The organism is Streptomyces sp. NPDC029151 (assembly GCF_055564315.1).
On the sequence record NZ_JBVHWQ010000002.1, the window covers coordinates 175462 to 197795 of the forward strand.

Sequence of the window (22334 nt, forward strand, 5' to 3'; positions counted from 1 at the left end):
CGAGTGCGTCTGCACCTCCTGGCACTCCTCGCCCGTGGCCCGGCCCACGGCTACGAGCTGAAGCAGGACCTTGAGCAACTGCTGGGCGCCGCGTACCCTCAGCCGAACGTCGGCCAGATCTACGTCACCCTCGGCCGCCTGGAGAAGTCCGGGCTGATCGAGGGCGAGGACGTCGAGCAGTCCAGCCGGCCCAACAAGAAGGTCTACCAGCTCACCGACGCCGGGCGTGAGGCGCTGCACGCCTGGTTCGAGGAGACCGAGGACGAGCCTCGGGTACGGGACGAGTTCTTCATGAAGCTCGCCCTCGCCCCGCAGACCGGTCTCGCCGACCAGATCGCCCTCATCAACAGACAACGGCGCCAGTACCTCACCACCATGCGCAACCTGTCGAAGCTGGCCGCGGCCGAGAGCCGGGACAACCGAATCGCCCACCTGCTGATCGAGGGCGCGATGCTGCACCTGCAGGCCGACCTCGACTGGCTGGAGCGGTGCCAGGAGGAACTGGAATGAGCGAGGGCACTCCGGTTCTGCGGGCCGAGGGCCTGGTCAAGACCCACCATGGCGAGGGCGCGCCCGCGCACGCCGTGCGCGGGGTGGACCTGAGCGTGGCCCGGGGCGAGTTCGTGGCGATCACCGGGCCGTCCGGAGCGGGCAAGTCCACGCTGCTGCACCTGCTGGGCGGGCTGCAACGGCCGGACCGGGGCAGCGTGTGGCTCGACGGCCGGTGCACCGACTCCTTCAGCGAGGCCCGCTGGGCGGTGGAGCGCAGGAAGGCCATCGGGTTCGTCTTCCAGTTCTTCAACCTGGTGTCGAACCTGTCCGTCGCCGACAACGTCGAACTGCCCGCCCTGCTCGCCGGCGTCGCGCCGAAGAAGGCCCGCGCCGAGCGGGAGGCGCTCCTGGCGGAGCTGGGCCTGGAGGGCAAGGAACGCAGCATGCCGGGCGAGCTGTCCGGCGGCGAACAGCAGCGGGTCGCGCTCGCCCGGGCGCTGGTCAACCATCCGCCGCTGCTGCTCGCGGACGAGCCGGCCGGCAGCCTGGACAGCAAGGGCACCCGCGAGGTGACGCGGCTGCTGACCCGCTTCCACGGACGCGGCCAGAGCATCGTCCTGGTCACCCACGACGCCCGGCTGGCCAGCGCCGCGGACCGGGTGATCAGCTTCTTCGACGGCCGCATAGCCGACGACGCGACCCTGGACGGCACCCCGCCGCCCCGCCGTGGCGGGATCTCCGGGGTGCTGGAGCTGAGGGACTGACCGTGCTGGACCTGAGGGACGTGCGAGCCACCCTGCGCTGGGCCCACTCCGACCTGCGCACCCACCGCGGCGAGGCGCTGTTCCTGGTGCTGGCGACCGCCGGCATCGTCGCCTCGCTGCTGCTGGCCACCGCCCTGTTCGGCTACGCCACGAACCCCTGGGAGCGGACCTTCGCCGAGGCGCGCGGGGCGCATGTGTGGCTGCACACCGCCCGGTCCGCCGACGCCGGGAAGCTGGCCCGGCTCGACGGCGTCGACTCCGTCGCCGGGCCCTACCGCACCGAGTCCGCCACCGTCGCCGCCCGCGGCACCCGCGCCGCCGTGGAACTGCGCGGCACCCCGGGCCTGCCCTCCGTCGGCCGGCCCCTGCTCACCGCCGGGCGCTGGCTGGATCCGGCCGCACCGGACGGCGTGGTCCTGGAGAGCAGCCTGGCCCGCGCCCTGCTGGCCGAGCCCGGCGACACCCTGAGCCTGCCCGGTACCGCCCGCACCCTCACCGTCGAGGGCGTCGCGGACAGCGCCGAACCCCCGTACCACCCCGGTGAGCAGCCGGGACTGGTGTGGGCGCTGCCGTCGGCGGTGCGCGCCCCGGCCGGCCAGGTCATCGGGCTGCGCCTCGGTGATCCGGCCGACACGGACTACGCCGTTCAGCGCGCCGTCACCGTGCTGGGCGCCGGCGCGGTCGGCGAGGTCTCCACCTGGCAGCAGGCCCGGGCCGAGGCACAGGGTGCGGGCCGGCTGCTGGGCCAGGTGCTCGGACTGTTCGGCCTGGGCGCCCTGATCGCCGCCGGGTTCGCGGTGCACGGCGCGATCGCCACCCGCATCCGCGGGCACCTGCGGGACCTGTCGGTGCTGAAGGCGATCGGCTTCACGCCCGGCCAGGTGGTCCGGATCTTCCTGCTCCAGCACCTGGCGTACGCCCTGCTCGGTGCCGTGGCCGCGGCGGCCCTCACCGAGGGGCTGGGCAGCCGGGTGCCGGGGCGGCTCGGGGACGCGGTGGGGGTGTGGCAGGGGCTGCCCGGACACACCCTGGCGCTGTGCGCCGTGCCGGCGGGCGCGGTGCTGTTCATCGCTCTGACCACGGGGCTCGCGGCCTGGCGGGCGGGCCGGGTGCCGCCGGTTCCGGTACCGCGGCCGGCCGCGCCCGGGGGCGGCCGGCTGACCGGGCCGGCCCGCCTCGCCCTCGGCCTGCGGCTGCCGGCCGCACTGGTCCTCGGCTGCCACAAGGCGTTCGCGGGGCGTGGCCGGTCACTGGCCACCGTGGCCCGGCTGACCCTGCCGCTGGTGCTGATCGTCGTGGCGCTGAGCGCCTGGACCACCCTCGACCGTCTGCACAGCAGTCCCGAACGGGTCGGTCTGCCCACGGCCCTCACCGTCCGCTCGGACGACGCCCTGGCTCCCTCCGGCGTACGGGCCGTGCTGACCGGTGATCCCCGGGTGAGCGCCGCCTACCCGGGCGTCGAGGTGGCCGCGCTGGTCCCCGGCCAGACGGGCACCATCGCCCTGCGCGGCATCGGCACCCGCGCCGAGCCCTACCCCTACGCCCTCGCCGAGGGCCGCGCCGCCCAGGGGCCGGACGAGGCGGTGGCCGGCCAGGGCCTGCTCGACCTGCTGCACGCGCGGGTCGGCGACTGGGTGCGGATGACGGTGGGCGACCGGCCGCAGATCCTGCACATCGTCGGCCGCGCCCTCGAACCGCGCAACGCCGGCCGGGTCGTGACCACCTCCCTGGACACCCTCCGCGAGAACGACCCGCGGCTGGCCCCGGCCTTCTACGAGCTGCGGCTGCGCCCGGGCGCCGACCCGCGGCGCGTGGCCGCCGCGCTCGCCTCGGCCGGCCGCGGCCACCTGGAGGTGCATCCGGTCACCAACCCCGCCGACGGGCTGTCCCCGCTGCGCGGTGTCGTCGCCGGACTGATCGCCGTCCTGGCGCTCATCGGGCTGGTCGAGCTGCTCACCGCGATCGGCGGCAGCGTCCGCGAGGGCGAGCGGGACGTGCTCGCCCTCCGGGCCATCGGCATGTCCCCGCGGCAGATCACCGCGATCACCGTGACGGCGACGAGCTGTACGGCCCTGGCCGCGGTCGTCGCCGCCACGGCGCTGGGGCTGCCGCTGGCCCGCCGGCTGATCGACGCCCAGGGCGGTTCCAGCGGCGTCGGCGCCGGCATCGCCCAGTCCCCCTCCTCCGGTCCGCTGCTCCTGCTGGGCACGGCCGCCGTGCTGGGAGCGGCGGCGCTGGCCACCCTGCCCGCGTCCCGCGCGGCCCGCCGGCGCCTCGCGGACACACTGAGCGCGGTGGCCTGAGCCGCGCCGGGGGGCGCGCGGGAGCCTCCCCACGGCACCCGGCCCGGGCCGGCTCCCGCCTCCGCTCAGCTCCGGCCGCGCAGCTCCCGGTACGTGGCGACCAGCGCCTTGGTCGACGCGTCCAGGCCGGGGACGTCGGCGCCCTCGGTGAGCGCGGGCTCGACACGCTTGGCGAGGACCTTGCCCAGCTCCACGCCCCACTGGTCGAAGGAGTCGATGTTCCACACCGCGCCCTGGACGAACACCTTGTGCTCGTAGAGGGCGACCAGCTGGCCGAGCACCGACGGGGTCAGCTCCCGGGCGAGGATCGTGGTCGTCGGCCGGTTGCCCTGGAAGGTCTTGTGCGGGACCAGTTCCTCGGCCACGCCCTCCGCGCGGACCTCCTCGGCGGTCTTGCCGAAGGCGAGCGCCTGGGTCTGGGCGAAGAAGTTGGCCATCAACAGGTCGTGCTGGGCCTTGAGTTCACCGCTCAGCTCGGCCACCGGCTCGGCGAAGCCGATGAAGTCCGCCGGGATCAGCTTGGTGCCCTGGTGGATCAACTGGTAGTACGCGTGCTGCCCGTTGGTGCCGGGCGTGCCCCACACCACCGGTCCGGTCTGCCAGTCGACCCGCTTGCCGTCCCGGGCGACGTACTTGCCGTTGGACTCCATGTCCAGCTGCTGGAGATAGGCCGTGAACTTGGAGAGGTAGTGGCTGTACGGCAGTACGGCGTGCGACTGGGCGTCGTGGAAATTGTCGTACCAGATGCCCAGGAGTCCGAGCAGAAGCGGCACGTTGGCCTCGGCGGGCGCGGTGCGGAAGTGGTCGTCGACGATCCGGAAACCGTCGAGCATCTCGCGGAAGCGGTCCGGGCCGATGGCGATCATCAGCGACAGGCCGATCGCGGAGTCGTACGAGTACCGCCCGCCGACCCAGTCCCAGAACTCGAACATGTTGGCCGTGTCGATGCCGAACGCGGCGACCTTCTCCGCGTTCGTGGACAGCGCCACGAAGTGCTTGGCCACCGCGGACTCGTCGCCGAGCGCGGCCAGCAGCCACTGCCGCGCGGATGTCGCGTTGGTGATGGTCTCGATGGTGGTGAAGGTCTTGGAGGCGATGATGAAGAGCGTCTCCGCCGGGTCCAGGTCCCGGGTGGCCTCGTGCAGGTCCGCACCGTCCACGTTGGAGACGAAACGGACGGTCAGGTCTCGGTCGGTGAAGCTGCGCAGCACCTCGTACGCCATCGCGGGGCCGAGATCGGATCCGCCGATGCCCACGTTGACCACGTTCCGGATGCGCTTGCCGGTGTGGCCGGTCCAGGCGCCGGAGCGGACCCGCTCGGCGAAGTCGCCCATCTTGTCGAGCACGGCGTGCACGGCCGGGACCACGTTCTCGCCGTCGACCTCGATCACCGCGTCGCGCGGGGCGCGCAGCGCGGTGTGCAGCACCGCCCGGTTCTCGGTGACGTTGATCTTCTCGCCGCGGAACATGGCGTCCCTGAGGCCGAAGACGTCCGTGGCCGCGGCCAGCTCGCGCAGCAGCCGCAGCGTCTCGTCGGTGACCAGGTGCTTGGAGTAGTCGATGTACAGGTCGCCGACCCGGAGCGCGTATCCGGTGCCGCGCGCGGGGTCGGCGGCGAACAGCTCCCTCAGATGAGTGTCGGCCAGCTCCTCGCGGTGCTTGGCGAGAGCGGTCCATTCGGGCGTCTGGTTGAGCCTGGTACGGCCGTCTGCGTTCATTTCCGACTTCAGCCTTCTTTCGTGCCTGTCCCAGCTGTTCCAACCTAATTGATCACCGCGCGGCGTGAGCCGTCGTGACGCCGTCGTGCGGCGCGACAACAGGTACGTCCTCCTCGCGGACCGGTATCAGTGCCAGGACGGACAGGACGAAGAACGCGGCCGTGAGCAGGGCCGGCGTGTTGAGGCCCCAGGCCGTGGCTGCGGCGCCGCCGAGGAGCGCGCCCAGCGGGGCCCCGGCGACGGACAGGGTGCGGAAGGCGGCGCCGACGCGGCCGAGCATGTCGGCGGGGGCGCGTTGCTGCATCAGGGTGGTGCTGTTGACGTTCCACAGCATGCCCATGAACCCGAAGACCGCGAGGGCCGCCACCAGCGCGGCCAGGCTGCGCACGGTGCCCATGACGACGAGCGCGCCGGTCTGCACGGCGCCGGCGAACAGCACGGTCCGCAGCGTGCCGAGCGCGGGCGTGATCCAGCGGTTCGCCACTCCCCCGGCCAGGCCGCCGAGGGTGTACGCGACGACCGCCGCCGCGTATCCGCCGCTGCCCGCGTCGAGCCAGCCGGTCACGAGGACCACCAGGGTGGCGATCAGGGCACCCATGCCGGTGTTGCACAGGGCGGTGGACGCGCACAGGCCGCGCAGGGCCCGGTCCCGCGACAGGGTGCGCAGCCCGTCGGCGATGTCCCGGCGCAGGGTGCTGCCCGCGGGTCTCGGCGTGCGCCCGGGTGCGGCGGTCCGCAGGGAGGCGACCAGCGCGGCGGCCACGAGGAAGGTGGCCGCGTCGGCCGCGAAGGGCACGGCGGCTCCCACGGCGGTCAGGACCGGCACGGCAGGCGCCCCCAGCAGGCCCCCGGTGACCTTCTGCCCGGTCATCAGCCGGGCGTTGGCGCTGCTGAGGGCGTCCCGGTCGACCAGCGACGGCAACAGGGCCGTGGCGGCGTTGTCGAACAGCGTCTGGAGGGTGGTCAGCGTGAAGGCGAGCGCGACGAGGAGGCCGATCGAGGCGTGCCCCAGGGCGACGGCCGCCGCGAAGGAGGCGACGAGCAGCCCGCGTACGGCGTCCACCGTCCACATCGCCCGCCGTTGGTCCACGCGGTCGGCGACCGCCCCGCCGACCAGCCCGAAGACGATCCAGGGCAGATGGCTGCACGCGGTCACGGCGGCGATGAGCAGCGGCCGGTCGGTCAGCGAGGCAGCGAGCAGCGGCAGCGCGGCCGTCCGCAGTGCGTCACCGAAGCTGGAGAGCACGGCAGCGCTCCACAGCCGCCCGAAGCCCCCGCGCCACGCGGGCGCACACCCGTCCCCCGCCCCGATCGCCGTCACAACTCCCCCTCGCGGTTCTCGCCTTCACGACAACCGTAGGGGGCACCACTGACAATCGGCCGGCGGCGAGCGGCGGATACGCCTCCGGCCAGGCGCCCGCGGGCACCCGGCCGGTGTGAACTCCTAGATCTCGCCCCTCAGTTTGGCGAGCGCCTCGGCGAGGATGGCCTCGCCGTCCGCGTCGCTGCGCCGCTCCCGGACGTACGCGAGGTGCGTCTTGTACGGCTCGGTGCGCGGCGGGTCCGGCGGGTTGTCCCGGTCCTGGCCGGCCGGGAATCCGCAGCGGGGGCAGTCCCAGGTGTCGGGAACCTGCGCGTCGCTGGCGAAGCTCGGCTGCGTCTCGTGCCCGTTGGAGCACCAGAAGGAGATGCGCAGACGCGGCGCGGACTCGCCGCGCTCGGCCTCGCCCATCGGCCCCGCCCCGACCCGGCTTCCTCGGATCGCGTTGCCACTTGCCACGGTCGTAACTCCCTGCGTGATGGTGCCGCGAAGCGAGTCGGCGTTTCGCTTCGCTGCGAGCGCCTCAGTCTACGTAAGGCCCAACGCGCGTCCAGTGATTGGAGTTACCGGCCCCCATATCCAGACGCAAGCCCCATGATAGGCCGCGCTCGGCAGCGCGTACCCAACATGGGGCTTTACGAGCGGAATGTGCGATTCGGCTGTCAGCTGTTCGTCTTCATCAGCATGCCGAGGACGATGATGCACGCGAACCACAGCAGGCCGACCACGATCGTGATCCGGTCGAGGTTGCGCTCGGCGACCGAGGAGCCGCCGACGGACGACGCCATGCCACCACCGAACATGTCGGAGAGGCCGCCGCCCTTTCCCTTGTGCATCAGCACCAGCAGCATCAGCAGCAGGCTGAAGACGATCAGGGCGATCGAGAACCCCAAAACCACGGCTGGACCAACTTCCTCGGATTCGGATGGACGACGGGGGCACAGCGCCTCGGCTGTGCCCCCGCAAGAGTACGACGTATCGCCGCTACCGCCTACTCACGGCAGCGTCACTGGTCGCGGAAACGCACGATCTTGACGAACTCGTCGGCGTCCAGCGAGGCACCGCCGACCAGGGCGCCGTCGATGTCGGCCTGGTCCATGATCTCGGCGACGTTGCCCGACTTCACGGAGCCGCCGTACTGGATGCGGACCTTGTCGGCCACGTCCTGCGAGTACAGCTCGGCGACCTTGGCGCGGACGGCGGCGCAGACCTCCTGCGCGTCCTCGGCGCCGCAGACCTTGCCGGTGCCGATGGCCCACACGGGCTCGTAGGCGATCACGACGGTCTCGGCCTGCTCGGCCGGGATGTCCTTCAGACCGCCCTCGACCTGGCTGAGGGTGTGGGTGACGTGGTTGCCCGCCTCGCGGACGTCCAGCTCCTCGCCGACGCACAGGATCGGGGTGAGGCCGTGCTTGAAGGCGGCCTTGACCTTGGCGTTGACCAGCTCGTCGGTCTCGTTGTGGTACTGGCGGCGCTCGGAGTGGCCGATGACCACGAACGTGCACTTCAGCTTGGCCAGCATCGGGCCGGAGATCTCGCCGGTGTAGGCGCCGGAGTCGTGCTGGGAGATGTCCTGGGCGCCGTACTTGATCTTCAGCTTGTCGCCGTCGACCAGGGTCTGCACCGAGCGCAGGTCGGTGAACGGGGGCAGGACGGCGACCTCGACGGCCTCGTAGTCCTTGTCGGCCAGGGCGAAGGCGAGCTTCTGGACGTGGGCGATGGCCTCCAGGTGGTTGAGGTTCATCTTCCAGTTGCCCGCCATGATCGGCGTGCGCGTGCTCATCGAGGTCAGTCCTCCAGTGCGGCGAGGCCGGGGAGCGTCTTGCCCTCGAGGTATTCGAGGGAGGCGCCGCCACCGGTCGAGATGTGGCCGAATGCGTTCTCGTCGAAGCCGAGCGTACGCACGGCGGCGGCGGAGTCACCGCCGCCGACGACGGTGAACCCGTTCGAGTCGACGAGTGCCTGGGCGACCGCCTTGGTGCCCTCGGCGTAGTCGGGGTGCTCGAAGACGCCCATGGGACCGTTCCAGAAGACGGTCTCGGCGTCGGCGAGCTTCGAGGCGTACAGCTCTCGGGTCTTGGGGCCGATGTCCAGGCCCTCCTGGTCGGCGGGGATCTTGTCGGCGTCGACCACGGTGTTCTCGGTAGGCGCCTTGGTCTTCAGGTCCGGGAAGGTCCGGGAGACCACGACGTCGACGGGGAGCACCAGCTCCACGCCCTGCTTCTCGGCCCGCCGCATGTACTCGGTGACGACCGGCACCTGGTCCTCCTGGAGGAGGGAGATGCCGACCTCGTAGCCCTTGGCCTTGAGGAAGGTGTAGGCCATGCCGCCGCCGATGAGCAGGCGGTCGGCCTTGTCGAGCAGCTGGTCGATGACGGCGAGCTTGTCGGAGACCTTGGCGCCGCCGAGCGCGACGACGTACGGGCGCCGGACGTCCTCGGTGAGCTTCTTCAGGACGCCGACCTCGGTGGCGATGAGGTGGCCGGCGTAGTGCGGCAGCTTCTTCGCCAGGTCGTAGACGGAGGCGTGCTTGCGGTGCACGGCACCGAAGCCGTCACCGACGTAGACGTCGGCGAGGGCGGCGAGCTGGTCGGCGAAGGCGCCGCGCTCGGCGTCGTCCTTGGACGTCTCGCCGGGGTTGAAGCGCAGGTTCTCCAGGACGGCGACCTGCCCCTCGTCGAGGCCGGCGACGGTGTCCTGCGCGGACTGCCCGACGGTGTCGGTCGCGAAGGCCACCGCGGAGCCGAGGAGTTCACCCAGGCGGGAGGCGGCCGGAGCGAGGGAGAAGGCGGGGTCCGGGGCGCCCTTGGGGCGGCCCAGGTGCGAGGCGACGACCACCTTGGCGCCCGCGTCCGTGAGGGCCTTGACGGTGGGCAGGACGGCGCGGATGCGGCCGTCGTCGGTGATCGTCCCGTCCGACAGCGGCACATTCAGGTCGGCGCGGACGAAGACCCGCTTGCCGCTGACGCCGTCGGCGAGAAGTTCGTCGATCGTCTTCATTGAGTGGACTCCTACAGGAGGGCTCGTGGTGCACCTGATCGTAAAAGGACGTGATCCGTACGCGAGAGCAGGGCCCGGACAGCGCGGCGGTGCGCTGCACGGGCCCTGCTCTCACTTCAAAGGTCCTGCTTCAGCGATCAGAGCTGGTTGCCGACGAAGACCGTGAGGTCGACGAGGCGGTTGGAGTAGCCCCACTCGTTGTCGTACCAGCCGATGACCTTCACGTTCTTGCCCTCCTGGACCATGGTCAGGGAGGAGTCGAAGGTGCAGGACGCCGGGGCGTTGACGATGTCGGAGGAGACGATCGGGTCCTCGGTGTAGTCGAGGAGGCCCTTCAGCTCGCCCTCGGCGGCCTTCTGGAAGGCGGCGTTGACCTCTTCCTTGGTGACCTCGCGGCCCAGCTCGACGACCAGGTCGGTGACGGAGCCGGTCGGGACCGGGACGCGCATGGCGATGCCGTCCAGCTTGCCCTTGAGCTGGGGCAGGACCAGGGCGGTGGCCTTGGCGGCACCGGTGGTGGTCGGGATGATGTTCTCGGCGGCGGCACGGGCGCGGCGCAGGTCCTTGTGCGGGAAGTCCAGGATCCGCTGGTCGTTCGTGTACGCGTGCACCGTGGTCATCAGACCCTTGACGATGCCGAAGTTCTCGTCCAGGACCTTCGCCATCGGCGCCACACAGTTGGTGGTGCAGGAGGCGTTGGAGATGACGTGGTGGTTGGCCGCGTCGTACTTGTCCTGGTTGACGCCCATCACGATGGTGATGTCCTCGTCCTTGGCCGGAGCCGAGATGAGGACCTTCTTGGCGCCGCCGGCGATGTGCTTCGCGGCGTCTTCCTTCTTGGTGAAGATGCCGGTGGACTCGATGACGATGTCGACACCCAGCTCACCCCAGGGGATGTCCGCCGGGTTGCGCTCGGACAGCACCTTGATGGTGTGACCGTCGACCGTGATGGTGTCGGCGGTGTGGGTGACCTCCTGCTTGAGGCGGCCCAGGATCGTGTCGTACTTGAGCAGGTGAGCGGTGGTCGCGGTGTCACCCAGGTCGTTGACAGCCACAACCTCGATGTCCGCCCCCTGCTCCAGCAGTGCGCGGAAGTAGTTACGCCCGATGCGGCCGAAGCCGTTGATGCCTACGCGGATCGTCACGAACCGATCTCCTCGTTGGTACGCCGGCCATGCGGTGCCGGCGAGCTCTGTTTGGGATGTCCCCGACCACCACCGACCCTACCTCTCTGAGGGCCCCGCAGTGACATCGAGATGCCGCATACACGGGCAGGCGGTCCGTACCCGCCAGTAGGGGTACGGACCACCAAGGATCGACAATGGCTTCACCCGCATTTGTTATGGAATGCCGCCCGGCGTTGACGCCCTTTTCACTCGTTCGTGAGCGGGTCGGCTCACCTGTCGACCGCCGTGTCCGTGCACCGTTGAGAGGGGGCCGCGCTCACCTGTCGAGCGAGCGGAACGCCTTCCTCAACAGGGCCGCCCTGTCGGCGGCCGACGGCACCTGTTCCAGGCCGAAACCGAGCAGCACGGTGTCGTCCGTGGTGACCGCTCCATAGGTCTGGAACAGGGTTCCGGTGCGCGTCCAGTCCTTCAGCACCGCGGGGCTGCCGGCGGGCGGTCCGGCCACCCTCCAGGCACCCAGGGACGACTCGAAGCCCTCGGTCTCCCTCGCCACGCCGCCCACGGTCAGCGAGGCGTCGTCGAGGAGGACACCGTGCCCGCCGGTACCGGGGTCGGTGATGTAGCTGATCGAGACCTCGACGGACCTCCCGGCGTACGCGCTCAGGTCGAAGCCCACCTTCTGCCAGCCGCCGGAGCCGCCGGTGAGGCTGTGCCAGGAACCGGTCGTGCCGGTCGCGGTGCAGGCGTTGCCCGAGAGGGTCAGATAGTGCTTCAGCCACGGGTGCTCGCCGATCAGGTAACCGGCCCCGCAGTCCTCCGGCACGGCCGACTGGGTGGCGCCGCCGGTCTCCGGCAGGGTCGTCCAGTCGTCGGCGCCCACGGTGTGCGCCTCGACCACCGCGTGGTCGTAGCCGGGCTCGGTGTCCCACTGCAGGCCTGCGCTCAGGGCCGGCTTGTCGGCCGCGCTGATGCCGGTGAGGTCGATGGTGCGGGTGAGGCGCTTGTAGGCGTCGTCGGTGTGCACGGCGGCGGCCATGGCGGAGCCCGCGTACGGTCCGTACGGGTTGACGGTCCCGGCGAAGGTGCCCGCGCCCGCGCTCTTGAACTGCGGGTACGAGGCGGCCGGCAGCTCGTCGGAGGTGACGCCGTAGGTACCGGCCTTGTCCAGGGGGTTGCCGGGCGCGTCGGCGAGGGCACCGGAGAAGCCGCCGAGCGCACCGGAACCGGTGAAGCCGGTGGCGCCCTTCGTCGACGTACGGCTGTAGGCGCCCAGGTAGTACTGGCTGAAGTCGTCCGACAGGGTGCCGTCACCGAGGTCGACGCTGCCCCCGGCCAGCTCGCCGGCCTCGATCAGCCTGCCGCCCTCGTTGAGGTGGGCACGCAGCTGGAGCTGGGTGGCGTTGCCGGGGCCGTTCGCCCCGGAGTAGTGCACGACCGTCCGGAAGTGCTTCAGCACGCCGAGCGCGTCCGGGGCGCCCCGCGTGGCCACGTCCCACACGAGTGCGCGGTGTCCGGCGGCTTTCAACGCGTCCACGTACGCGCGTGCCTGCGCGGCGGCCGCGCCCTCCTCGGCGACCACGAGGGTGTCCGCCTTCGGGCGCTCGGCGACGGTGTAGGTGAAGTGCTCGCTGGAGGCCTTCCTCCCGCTCCGGGTCAGGCCGGTGAACCACACCTCGACCTTGTCGCCGGGCTCGCCGTGCCGCACCTTGGCGCGGTACTCGTCGAAGAAGAGGTTGTCGTCACCGCCGTAGGTCTCTCCGCCCTTCCACGGCCTGAGCGCCCGCGCGAACGTACGGCCGCCGTTGACGCGGTACTTGAGCTCCTTGTCCCGGACCGCCTTGCGGACGACGACCGAGACCTCCTGGTCCGCGCCGCGCGCGTACGACGTGGAGAACGCGGCCGGGGTGAAGTCGGCGGCGCTCAGGCCGACCGAGGAGGCCGGCTTGTCGGGGTGTACGGCGGTCTCGGCGACGGACAGCGCGAACGGGACGTTCTTGGCGAACTCCTGCTGGATCAGCTTCTCGTCGTCGGGGAAGTTGAAGACCGACTGGCAGTCCTGGCTCTTCCAGGCGTCGTCCGGGACCAGGTCCGACGCGGTCTGGCAGGTCGACATCTCCGGGGTGAACATCGCCGTCCCGTTGACGTTCGACGCGTGGCCGTCCGCCTCGCCGTTGGTGGTGTACAGCTCAGAGGACACCTGCGGGTGGTAACCCGGGACGGCGGAGTTGCCGGGGGTGCCGGCCAGCGCCTTGTAGAGGACGTCGTCGGGGGTCGGGGTGGCCACCTGCCAGCCGACGCCGTAGAGGAGGAGTTCGGCGGCGGAGTGGTAGTTGATGGCGTACGTGAAGCCGATGCGCTTCTCGAAGGCGTCCAGGGCCCTGGTCTCGGGCTCGGAGCCGGGGCTCGCGCCGCGGTAGGTCTGGCTGGTGGGGTTGGGGGACGAACCCTCGTCGTCGTAGCCCCACTTGTAGGCGAAGTTGCGGTTGAGGTCGACCCCGTCGCCCGTGCCGATGACGCCGTCGCCGTTGACGTCCCGCAGGTTCTTGCGCCACAGGCGGGTGCCGGAGTCCTTGAAGGTGTAGTCGTAGCCGTCCGGGTTGGCCGAGAGGACGAACCACAGCTCCGTGGAGTCGACGATCTTCCTGATCCGCTTGTCGCTCGTGTACCGGTCCAGGTAGTAGTGCATCAGACGCCGGGTCATCTCCGGCGTGATCCACTCGCGCGCGTGCTGGTTCGACATATACAGCACGGCGGGCTTGGAGCCGTCCTTGGACTTCTTCGCGTTCCTGGTCAGTTTGAGCGCGAGGATGTCCTGGCCCTTGACGGTCCTGCCGATGGACTCGACCTTGGTGAGGCCGGGGTGGGTGCGGGCGGTGCGGAGAATCTCCTCCCTGAGTCCGCCGCTCCCGCTGTAGGGGCGGAACACGCCCTGGGCGGCGTCCTCGACCCTCGCCTCCGCCTTGGCCGACAGGGAGTGCTCGGTGAGGGTGACGCCCTGCTTGCGCAGTTGCGCGGCCTGCTTGTCGGTGAGGTAGACCTCGACCCGGGTCCTGCCTCCCCCGGCCGTCTGCTCACCGAGTTCGTGACCGTCCTGGCCTGCCTCGAGCAGCAGGGGTACCTGCTTCTTGGTGACCTCGGCGTGGAAGACCTTGACCTCGTCCGGCCCGGTCGGCGCCGGACTTCCGTTCTGTGCCTGGGCGATGGGTGCGAGGCTCGCTCCGCCGATCAGAAGCGCGCCGACAGCGAGGATCGATCTCGCTCTGTGTCTCATGAACCCCCCTAGCGGTGGTCCGCCACAGCGACGAACAGGTTGCCAGGCTCATGTCACTCCATGATCGAGTCAAGAGCGCCTCACGGACACGCGAACGCCGGCGCCGACCACCCGATGGGAGTACGGCACCGGCGAGTTGACGGCCCGTCCGGACTACGGCCCGTCCGGACTACGGCCCGTCCGGACTACGGCCCGTCCGGACTACGGCCGATCCGGATTAGGGCCCGTCCGGACTATGGCACGTCCGGCGCGGGCCCCGACTGCGGTCGCCGCCCGTTCGACGTGGGTCCGGGCTGCGGCGGCGGCCCGCTGGACACGCGTCCGGACCACGGCGGCGAGGGAACACCGGCCCGGATCCCGGCGGCAGCGGGGTGCGGGACCGGACCTCGGCAGCAGCGAGGGGGCGCGCGTCCGGACCTCGGCAGCAACGACGGGACGCGGGACCGGACCTCGGCAGCAACGACGGGACGCGCCTCCCGGCCTCGGCAGCAACGACGAGACGCGGCACCGCACCGCGACAGCAACGACGGGACGCGCCTCCCGCCCTCGGCAGCAACGACGGGACGCGGCACCGCACCGCGACAGCAGCGAAGGGACGCGCCTCCGGACCGCAACAGCAGCGAGGGGGCGCGCGTCCCGGTCAGCCGGCCAGGTTCTCGGCCAGCTCCTCGGAGAGGTTGGCCTCCGTGCCCGGGATGCCGAGGTCGGCGGCGCGCTTGTCGGCCATCGCCAGCAGCCGGCGGATACGGCCCGCGACCGCGTCCTTCGTCAGCGGCGGGTCGGCGAGCGCGCCCAGCTCCTCCAGGGAGGCCTGCTTGTGCTCCATGCGCAGCCGGCCGGCGGCGGCCAGGTGCTCGGGCACCTCCTCGCCGAGGATCTCCAGGGCACGCTGGACCCGGGCCCCGGCGGCCACGGCGGCACGGGCCGAACGGCGCAGGTTGGCGTCGTCGAAGTTGGCGAGCCGGTTGGCCGTGGCCCGCACCTCGCGGCGCATCCGGCGCTCCTCCCAGGCCAGCACCGACTCATGGGCACCCAGCCGGGTGAGCAGGGCACCGATCGCGTCACCGTCCCGGACGACGACCCGGTCCACCCCGCGCACCTCACGGGCCTTCGCGGCGATCGACAGTCTGCGGGCGGCACCGACCAGCGCGAGCGCCGCCTCCGGACCCGGGCAGGTCACCTCCAGCGAGGAGGAACGGCCCGGCTCGGTGAGCGAGCCGTGCGCCAGGAAGGCCCCGCGCCAGGCCGCCTCCGCGTCACAGGTGGCCCCGGAGACCACCTGCGGGGGCAGCCCGCGGATCGGCCGGCCCCGGCCGTCCACCAGACCGGTCTGCCGGGCCAGCTGGTCACCGCCCGCGACGACCCGTACGACATACCGGGAGCCGCGACGCAGCCCACCGGGCGCCATCACGATCAGCTCGGAGCTGTGCCCGAAGATCTCCAGGATGTCCCGCTTGAGCCGGCGCGCCGCCATCGCGGTGTCCAGCTCCGCCTCGATCACGATGCGCCCGCTCACCAGGTGGAGGCCGCCGGCGAACCGCAGAATGGCGGAGACCTCCGCCTTCCTGCAGCAGGTCCGGGTGACGGGGAGCCGGGAGATCTCGTCCTTCACCGCTGCCGTCATCGCCATGGGCCGATCCTTCCATGCATCCGAAAAATACGGTCGTACGCGGCGGCCAACAGCTCCGGATCGTGCCGGGGTGATCCGTCGGTCCGGGCCACCGGGGCCAGCTCGACCGCGGCTCCCAGCCGCTTGGCGGCCTCGGTGAGCGAGTCGCGGTCGGGCACGGCGGCCTCGTCGGCCAGCACCACGTCCAGGGCGAGTTTAGGGGCGTGTCGCCCCAAAACCTCCAAATGACGCTGCGGGGAGAAGCCCTCGGTTTCTCCCGGCTGCGGCGCCAGGTTCAGCGAGAGCACCCGGCGCGCCTTGGTCTCCGTGAGGGCGTCCAGCAGCTCGGGGACGAGCAGGTGCGGGATGACGGAGGAGAACCAGGAGCCGGGACCCAGCACCACCCAGTCCGCGTCCAGGACCGCCGCCACCGCCTCGGGGACGGCCGGCGGGTCGTTGGGCACGAGGTGCACCGACTGCACCTCGCCGGGCGTCAGGGCGACGGTCGCCTGCCCGCGTACCGTGTCCACGTCGTCCGGCCGCTCCGGATCGTGCCCCTTGACCAGGGCCTGCAGCTCCAGCGGCACCGCGGACATGGGCAGCACGCGCCCGTGCGCGCCGAGCAGCTTGCCGACCAGGTCCAGCGCCTGTACGTGGTCGCCGAGCTGCTCCCACAGGGCGACGATCAGCAGGTTGCCGACCGCGTGGTCGTGCAGGTCGCCCTGGGACTGGAAGCGGTGCTGGATGACCCGGGACCAGGTCTGGCCCCAGTCGTCGTCACCGCACAGCGCGGCCAGCGCCTTGCGCAGGTCGCCGGGAGGCAGCACGCCCAGCTCGTCCCGGAGCCGGCCGCTGGAGCCGCCGTCGTCGGCCACGGTGACGACGGCGGTGAGGTCACCGGTGATCCGGCGCAGCGCGGCGAGCGACGCGGACAGACCCATGCCGCCGCCGAGTGCGACCACCTTGGGCTGGGCGCCGCGTCGCCGGGGCCGGCCGCCGCGGACCTCGGCCGGGCGGCCGGCGCGCGCGTCGGGCACCATCCGGCGCAGCCGGCTCAGCCGCGGTGTACGTTCCGTCATTCCCGTCCCATGTCCCGGTGCACGACCACCGTCTCCACGCCCTCGGCCGCGAGGCGCGCGGCGAGCTTCTCCGACATCGCGACCGACCGGTGCTTGCCGCCGGTACAGCCGATGGCGATGGTCACGTACCGCTTGCCCTCGCGCCGGTACCCGGCGGCGATGAGCCGCAGCAGCTCGGCGTACCGGTCGAGGAACTCCTTCGCGCCGGGCTGGTTGAAGACGTAGGCGGCGACCTCCTCGTTGAGGCCGGTGTAGGGGCGCAGCTCCGGAACCCAGTGCGGGTTGGGCAGGAACCGCATGTCCGCGACCAGGTCGGCGTCGACCGGGAGGCCGTACTTGAAGCCGAAGGACATCACGGTGGCCCGCAGCTCGGGCTCCTCCTCGCCGGCGAACTGGGCGTCCATCTTGGCGCGCAGCTCGTGGACGTTGAGGCTGGAGGTGTCGATCACCAGGTCGGCGTCGCCGCGCAGCTCGCGCAGCAGCTCCCGCTCGGCGGCGATGCCGTCCACGATGCGGCCGTCGCCCTGCAGCGGGTGCGGGCGGCGCACCGACTCGAAGCGGCGGACCAGTGCCTCGTCGGAGGACTCCAGGAAGACGATCCGCCGGGTGACGCCCCGGGTGTCCAGGTCGGCGAGGGACTCGCGCAGGTTGTCGAAGAAACGCCGGCCGCGCACGTCGACGACGACCGCGATCCGCGCCACGTTGCCCTGGGAGCGGGCGCCCAGCTCCACCATGGTGGGGATGAGGGCGGGCGGGAGGTTGTCCACGACGAACCAGCCGAGGTCCTCCAGACACTTCGCGGCCGTGGACCGACCGGCCCCGGACATGCCGGAGATGATCACCAGCTCGGGGATGGCCGCCTCGGGGGCCCCGGCTGTCTCGCTGCCCGTACTCACCTGTGCTCCGTTGTCCTGACCCGTGTCCTGGCCGGCGTCCTGCCGATCGGCGTCCTGGCCCGTGCCCTGCCGATCGGCATCTTGGCCTACGTCCCGCCGGACGGCATCGTCGCCCGTGGGGCCGTGTGCCTGATCTCGCTGTGCTGTGGGCTGTGCGTCGTGCTCGGTCATGTCTCCTGCCCCCGTCGTTCGTCCGGGGCGCCCGCGGTCACGGGTTCCCCCGAGGAACCTCCCGTCGTGTCGGGTTCCTCGTCCTCAATGATCTCTCCGGTAGCCGTGTTCACGGCGGGTGCGGCCGGGGCCGCCTGGGCGAGGGCCACGGCGATGGTCTCGGCCGTCTTCCGGCCTATCCCGGGCACTTCCTGGATCTGCTCGATTGTCGCCGACCGCAGCTTCTTCACCGAGCCGAAATGCTTGATGAGCGCCTGTTTGCGCGTCTCACCGAGACCCGGGACGTCGTCCAGCGGGCCCGCGCGGAAGCGCTTGGCGCGCTTGGTGCGCTGGTAGGTGATCGCGAACCGGTGGGCCTCGTCGCGGACGCGCTGGAGCAGGTAGAGGCCCTCGCTGGTCCGGGGCAGGACCACGGGGTCGTCCTCCCCGGGCACCCAGACCTCTTCCAGGCGCTTGGCGAGGCCGCAGACGGCGATGTCGTCGATGCCCAGCTCGTCCAGCGCCCGCCGGGCCGCCGCGACCTGCGGCTGACCACCGTCGACCACCACCAGCTGGGGCGGGTAGGCGAACTTCCTGGGACGGCCGTCGTCGTCCTTGAGGGAGTCGGTGACCGCCTCGGTGCCGGTGAGCGCGCCGTCGACCGCGGCGAGGGCGCCCTCACCGGGGGAGCCGCCCGTGCCGGTGCCGTCCGTGCCGGTGCCGTCGACTCGGGAGCCGCCGGCTCCGGAGCGGTCCGCGCCCGGGATGTCGGCGCCGAGGCTGTCGGTGCCCGGGCTGTCGGCGCCGAGGCTGTCGAGGGCGGAACCGTCCGGGGCGGACCCGTCGGCCCACTCCCCCGTGCGCTCCTTCTCCGCGAGGTACCGCCTGAAGCGACGGGTGATCACCTCGTGCATGGAGCGGACGTCGTCCTGGCCGGCGAAGCCCTTGATCTGGAAGCGGCGGTACTCGCTCTTGCGCTGCAGACCGTCCTCGAAGACGACCATGGAGGCCACCACGTCATCGCCCTGAAGATGCGAGATGTCGTAGCACTCGATGCGCAGCGGGGCACTGTCCAGGTCGAGGGCCTCGGCGATCTCCTCCAGCGCACGCGAACGCGTGGTCAGGTCGGAGGCGCGCTTGGTCTTGTGCAGCGCGAGGGCCTGCTGGGCGTTGCGCTGCACGGTCTCCATGAGCGCCTTCTTGTCGCCGCGCTGCGGGATGCGCAGCGACACGTTCGAGCCGCGCCGGGCGGTGAGCCACTCCTGGACCGGTTCGACCGGCTCGGGCAGGGCGGGGACCAGCACCTCCTTGGGGACCGAGTCCCCGCTCTCCTCGCCGTACAGCTGCTGCAGCGCGTGCTCGACCAGGGCACCGGTGGTGACCTCCTCGACCTTGTCGGTCACCCAGCCGCGCTGACCACGGACCCGGCCGCCGCGCACATGGAAGATCTGCACCGCCGCCTCCAGCTCGTCCTCGGCGACGGCGATGAGGTCGGCGTCGGTCGCGTCGGCGAGCACGACCGCGTTCTTCTCCATGGCCTTCTTCAGGGCCTCGATGTCGTCGCGCAGACGGGCCGCCCGCTCGTACTCCATCTCCTCCGCCGCCTCCATCATCTGCTTCTCCAGACGGCGGAGGTAGGTGCCGGTGCGGCCGGCCATGAAGTCGCAGAACTCCTCGGCCAGCTCCTGGTGGTCCTCGGGGGCGATCCGGCCGACGCAGGGGGCCGAGCACTTGCCGATGTAGCCGAGCAGGCAGGGGCGTCCGGTGCGGGCGGCGTTCTTGAACACGCCGGCCGAGCAGGTCCGCACGGGGAAGACCCGCAGCAGCAGGTCGACGGTGTCCCGGATGGCCCACGCGTGCGCGTACGGCCCGAAATAGCGGACGCCCTTCTTCTTGTGACCGCGCATCACCTGCACGCGAGGGAACTGCTCGTTCATCGTGACCGCGAGGTACGGGTAGCTCTTGTCGTCGCGGTACTTGACGTTGAACCGGGGGTCGTACTCCTTGATCCAGGAGTACTCCAGCTGCAGCGCCTCCACCTCGGTGGACACCACGGTCCATTCCACGGACGCGGCGGTGGTCACCATGGTCCGGGTGCGGGGGTGCAGGTTCGTCAGGTCCTGGAAGTAGTTCGCCAGGCGCTGGCGCAGGCTCTTCGCCTTTCCGACGTAGATCACCCGGCGGTGCTCGTCACGGAACCTGTACACCCCGGGAGAGTCCGGGATGTCTCCCGGCCTGGGGCGGTAGCTGGAGGGGTCGGCCATGCTTCACACCCTACTGGCGAGCACCGACACCGCGTCGGGCCTGTGGACAACGCCCCCGCCCGTCGGGGGCGCCACCGGGAACCCCCTCCGTCGTTCCCGGCCCACCGGCCGCACCGTCCGCGCCGAGACGGACGGCCGGCGGGCTCTTCCGCGCGTGCCCGGCCCCCGGCCTTGGGGCACCCGGGTTCCCCGGCTACCGGGCTTCGCGGCTTTGTGGCCTGCCGGGATTGTCGCAGCTCGGGTCCTCCGGTGGCGCTCCGGCGCTCGCTGGACTCTCGGGCCTCCGGGGCGCGTGTCCCTTCCCAGGCGCCCTCCCGTGATCCTCGGCACGTCCGGCGAACGTGTTCCGGCCAGGCCCAAGACGCGCCGCGTGCCCCCCTTCCTCCGGCCAGGCCCTGGACCAGGGCCGCTGCCGCCCGCGTCGAGCCCCGTCCGCCGTCCACGGAACGACAACGTCCGGCCAGGGTCCGCAACAGCCGGGTCCGAGGTGTTGTCGGGTTCTGGTCAACACGCTTCAATGCGGGGGAACTCGGGGCCGTGCACACATGCATCCGGGCGCCACATGCCCGGCGACGGGCGTCCACCGGCGCCCACGGGGGTGGCCCCGCGCACCGGCACAGGCGGTCTGACCAGCCGTAGTGACACCTCACAGAAAGGCCCCTCGGCATGCGGCATGCCACAGAGCACGCGGACGTCCCCACCGCGGAACTGGACACGGCCCTGCGCGGCGGCCCCTTCCACGTGGCGCTGCGCGCCGCGATCGCCGCCCGCGGACTGCCGCTCCAGCGCGTACAGCACCATCTGTCGCGCCACGGGGTCAAAGTGGGCGTCACCAGCCTGAGTTACTGGCAGCAGGGCGCCCGCCGCCCGCAGCGCCCCGAGTCGCTGCGCGCCGTCCGGGCACTGGAGGAGATCCTCCAGCTGCCGGACGAGTCCCTGATCCGGCTGCTCGCCGAGTCCGGCGAGTCAGGCGGGGGCGCGGGCCGAGCGGCGGGTCGCTCGTACCGCTCCCTGGTCGAGGCCTCCGGCGTGCTGGACCGGCTCACCACCGACCTCGGCTGGTCCCTGGACGGCGGACTGCACACCCTGGGCCACCACGAGTGCGTCCGGATCGGCGCCCGGCGCGAGCTGGCGAGCCGCGAGGCCCACCACATCGTGCGGGCCCACCGCGACGGCGTGGACCGCTTCGTCGCCGTCCACCACGGTGACCCCGGCTGCGACCCGCGCCGCATCACCGTGGACGCCCTGGAGAACTGCCGCACCGGCCGCCTCCGCTGGGACCAGGACACCGGCGTCCTGGTGGCCGAGCTGCTCTTCGGCACCCGGCTGCGCTCGGGCGACACGTTCCTCTTCCGGTACCGCATCGAGGACGGCACGGCCGGGGCGTCCCGCGAGTACCTCCACCGGTTCGGCTTCTCCGGCGGCCAGTACGCGCTCCAGGTGCGCTTCGACGCGGCCGCCCTGCCGGTGCGCTGCCACCGCTTCTCCCAGCCCTCGGCGGCGGCCCCGCGCAGCGGCCGGCAGGACCTTGAGGTGACCGGCCCCCACCACTGCACCCACGTGGTCGAGCCGCGGATCCGGCCGGGCATCCTGGGGATCGCCTGGGACTGGGAATGAGCGGTCCCTTCCGGCCCACCCGCCGAGCCGCGGGTCCCTGAACCCCCGGCTCCCCGGCTCCCGGCTCTCGGGTCCCGGCTCCCGGCTCCCGGGTCAGTCCGCCGGACCGGCCACGATCCTGCCGTTCGCGGTCTTCACCGACAGCTCCGTCAGCGGCGCAGTGGCCGGAGCCTGGACGACCTTCCCCGTCACCGCGTCGAACTCGCTCCCGTGGCAGGGGCAGATCAGCGTCGTCCCCTGCAGCTTGTTGATGGGGCACCCCGCGTGCGTGCAGATCGTGCTGTACGCCTTCAGCTCGCCGTCCTTGCCACGGCTGACCACGACGTTGTGGTCCCGGTACAGCTTGGCCGCACCCTTGGCGACCTCGCTCTCGGCGCCGAGTTCGACCGGCGCGGTGGGAGCGGACGAGGCCGAGCCGCTGCCGTCGGGCGCGGAGCACGCGGCGAGGCCGAGCCCGGCGACCGGGGCCGCGGCGGCCCCTCGAAGGACGGTACGGCGGCTCGCGGAGGAGCGGGCGGGCATCTGGAACTCCAGTGGTCAAGGGGTGTGCAGGGCGACGATACCCGGACAGAGGGACCGGTCTCGGGGCGGGGCCGGGAGCTCGGGCCGGAGGGCGGGCGATGGTCCCAGGTGAGACGGCCGACGGTCGTAAACGCTTACGTAAGCGTTTACGCGAGGTGGGCCCATGGGATAGCGTCCCGCCGAAAGGACGGTGCGGGCCCG

17 protein-coding genes are annotated in these 22334 nt (G+C 71.8%); 4 read left to right on the top strand and 13 right to left on the bottom strand.

Translation table 11 applies throughout. The features are described from left to right. Positions 1-3: 3 nt before the first annotated feature. The 3 genes from ACZ4VF_RS08595 to ACZ4VF_RS08605 are packed head-to-tail and all read left to right on the top strand — an operon-like array spanning position 4 to position 3559. A complete protein-coding gene (locus ACZ4VF_RS08595; protein ID WP_467924034.1) occupies positions 4-510 on the top strand; it encodes a PadR family transcriptional regulator in 507 nt (168 codons plus the stop codon). Beyond that, entirely contained in the window at positions 507-1256 is a 750-nt protein-coding gene (locus tag ACZ4VF_RS08600; RefSeq protein ID WP_467924036.1) for an ABC transporter ATP-binding protein, read from the top strand. The genes ACZ4VF_RS08595 and ACZ4VF_RS08600 overlap by 4 nt, the downstream gene beginning before the upstream one ends. A gap of 20 nt (positions 1257-1276) precedes the next feature. Beyond that, positions 1277-3559 carry an ABC transporter permease gene (locus ACZ4VF_RS08605; protein ID WP_467925570.1) on the top strand — a complete coding sequence of 761 codons (2283 nt, stop codon included), beginning with the start codon at positions 1277-1279 and terminating at the stop codon, positions 3557-3559. Positions 3560-3624: 65 nt separating this feature from the next. Here the strand turns inward: ACZ4VF_RS08605 and pgi are convergent, their stop codons facing one another. The 12 genes from pgi to uvrC all read right to left on the bottom strand — a co-directional run bounded on the left by pgi (position 3625) and on the right by uvrC (position 19994). Next, positions 3625-5277: a glucose-6-phosphate isomerase gene (gene pgi / locus ACZ4VF_RS08610; protein ID WP_467924038.1), complete on the bottom strand. Its 1653-nt coding sequence runs from the start codon at positions 5275-5277 to the stop codon at positions 3625-3627. Between the two features lie 52 nt (positions 5278-5329). Beyond that, on the bottom strand, positions 5330-6523 hold the full coding sequence (locus tag ACZ4VF_RS08615; RefSeq protein ID WP_467924040.1) for an MFS transporter: 1194 nt from the start codon (positions 6521-6523) through the stop codon (positions 5330-5332). Positions 6524-6721: 198 nt separating this feature from the next. Then, positions 6722-7057: an RNA polymerase-binding protein RbpA gene (locus tag ACZ4VF_RS08620; protein ID WP_003957010.1), complete on the bottom strand. Its 336-nt coding sequence runs from the start codon at positions 7055-7057 to the stop codon at positions 6722-6724. 203 nt (positions 7058-7260) lie between these two features. Continuing rightward, positions 7261-7491 carry a preprotein translocase subunit SecG gene (gene secG, locus ACZ4VF_RS08625; protein ID WP_351217841.1) on the bottom strand — a complete coding sequence of 77 codons (231 nt, stop codon included), beginning with the start codon at positions 7489-7491 and terminating at the stop codon, positions 7261-7263. 113 nt (positions 7492-7604) lie between these two features. After that, positions 7605-8381, bottom strand: a complete 777-nt coding sequence (tpiA, locus tag ACZ4VF_RS08630) for a triose-phosphate isomerase (protein WP_467924042.1) — start codon at positions 8379-8381, stop codon at positions 7605-7607. Positions 8382-8386: 5 nt separating this feature from the next. After that, positions 8387-9598: a phosphoglycerate kinase gene (locus ACZ4VF_RS08635; protein ID WP_467924044.1), complete on the bottom strand. Its 1212-nt coding sequence runs from the start codon at positions 9596-9598 to the stop codon at positions 8387-8389. A gap of 137 nt (positions 9599-9735) precedes the next feature. Continuing rightward, the gene (gap, locus tag ACZ4VF_RS08640) at positions 9736-10743 is read right to left on the bottom strand and encodes a type I glyceraldehyde-3-phosphate dehydrogenase (RefSeq protein ID WP_467924046.1); all 1008 of its coding nucleotides are present in this window, start codon (positions 10741-10743) and stop codon (positions 9736-9738) included. A 298-nt stretch (positions 10744-11041) separates the two neighbouring features. After that, complete coding sequence (locus ACZ4VF_RS08645) at positions 11042-13996, bottom strand: M14 family metallopeptidase (RefSeq protein ID WP_467924048.1); 2955 nt, start codon at positions 13994-13996, stop codon at positions 11042-11044. Between the two features lie 640 nt (positions 13997-14636). Then, positions 14637-15626 (bottom strand): DNA-binding protein WhiA, encoded by a 990-nt coding sequence (gene whiA / locus ACZ4VF_RS08650; protein WP_467924050.1) that lies wholly within the window; start codon positions 15624-15626, stop codon positions 14637-14639. Then, positions 15617-16684, bottom strand: a complete 1068-nt coding sequence (locus ACZ4VF_RS08655) for a gluconeogenesis factor YvcK family protein (RefSeq protein WP_467924052.1) — start codon at positions 16682-16684, stop codon at positions 15617-15619. Before ACZ4VF_RS08655 ends, whiA begins: the two co-directional genes overlap by 10 nt. Beyond that, a complete protein-coding gene (gene rapZ / locus ACZ4VF_RS08660; protein ID WP_467924054.1) occupies positions 16681-17751 on the bottom strand; it encodes an RNase adapter RapZ in 1071 nt (356 codons plus the stop codon). Before rapZ ends, ACZ4VF_RS08655 begins: the two co-directional genes overlap by 4 nt. After that, positions 17748-19994 (bottom strand): excinuclease ABC subunit UvrC, encoded by a 2247-nt coding sequence (gene uvrC / locus ACZ4VF_RS08665; protein ID WP_467924056.1) that lies wholly within the window; start codon positions 19992-19994, stop codon positions 17748-17750. The genes rapZ and uvrC overlap by 4 nt, the downstream gene beginning before the upstream one ends. Positions 19995-20660: 666 nt before the next feature. Here uvrC and ACZ4VF_RS08670 point away from each other — a divergent pair. Continuing rightward, positions 20661-21611, top strand: coding sequence for a hypothetical protein (locus ACZ4VF_RS08670; protein ID WP_467924058.1), 951 nt, complete (start codon positions 20661-20663; stop codon positions 21609-21611). Positions 21612-21704: 93 nt separating this feature from the next. On the opposite strand, the gene ACZ4VF_RS08675 is transcribed toward ACZ4VF_RS08670, so the two are convergent. Further along, the gene (locus ACZ4VF_RS08675) at positions 21705-22133 is read right to left on the bottom strand and encodes a Rieske (2Fe-2S) protein (protein ID WP_467924060.1); all 429 of its coding nucleotides are present in this window, start codon (positions 22131-22133) and stop codon (positions 21705-21707) included. Positions 22134-22334: the final 201 nt, after the last annotated feature.